General features: G+C 67.6%; 2 protein-coding genes. One reads left to right on the top strand and one right to left on the bottom strand.

Going from position 1 to position 646, the window contains the following annotated elements:
- A partial coding sequence (locus GVN67_RS29130; RefSeq protein ID WP_304621480.1) for a biotin carboxylase N-terminal domain-containing protein occupies nucleotides 1-511 on the bottom strand: 511 nt, incomplete at its 3' end.
- Here GVN67_RS29130 and GVN67_RS30250 point away from each other — a divergent pair.
- Nucleotides 446-646, top strand: a 201-nt coding sequence (locus GVN67_RS30250) for a hypothetical protein (protein ID WP_235035617.1), incomplete at its 3' end; no start/stop codon positions are given. The two genes, GVN67_RS29130 and GVN67_RS30250, sit on opposite strands and share 66 nt — an antisense overlap.

Raw genomic sequence — 646 nt, 5'->3', positions numbered from 1 at the left:
CGCGCATGCCGCGGCCACCGCCGCCGCCCGCCGCCTTGATGATCACCGGATAGCCCACCGTCTTGGCGATGCGGCGGATCTGCACCGGATCGTCGGGCAGCTCGCCCTCGGAGCCCGGCACGCAGGGCACGCCCGCGCGGATCATGGCCTGCTTGGCCGACACCTTGTCGCCCATCGTGCGGATGGACTCGGGCGTCGGGCCGATGAACTGGAAGCCGCTCTTTTCCACGCGCTCGGCGAAGTCGGCGTTCTCGGAGAGGAAGCCGTAGCCCGGGTGGATGGCCTCGGCGTCCGTCACCTCGGCGGCCGAGATGATCGCCGGCATGTTGAGGTAGGACAGCGGCGAGGGGGCCGGGCCGATGCAGACGGCCTCTTCGGCGAGCTTGACGTACTTCGCGTCGCGGTCGGCCTCGGAATACACCATCACGGCCTTGACGCCCAGCTCATGGCAGGCGCGCTGGATGCGCAGGGCGATTTCGCCGCGATTGGCGACAAGGATCTTTTTAAACATAGGCTCTCTCGCGGCTCATCGCCGCACGCTGGCGCGTGCCAGGGCGCTTTGCTTCGCCTTGCCTGCGGCAAGTACGCCGCGATTGGCGACAAGGATCTTAAACATGGACTCTCTCGCGGCTCATCGCCGCACGCT

Origin of the sequence: Roseomonas sp. 18066, assembly GCF_902706185.1 — a bacterium.
Taxonomy (GTDB): Bacteria; Pseudomonadota; Alphaproteobacteria; order Acetobacterales; family Acetobacteraceae; genus Pseudoroseomonas.
Note: the sequence above shows the minus strand (reverse complement) of the source record. Positions and strands in the feature narration are given on the sequence as shown.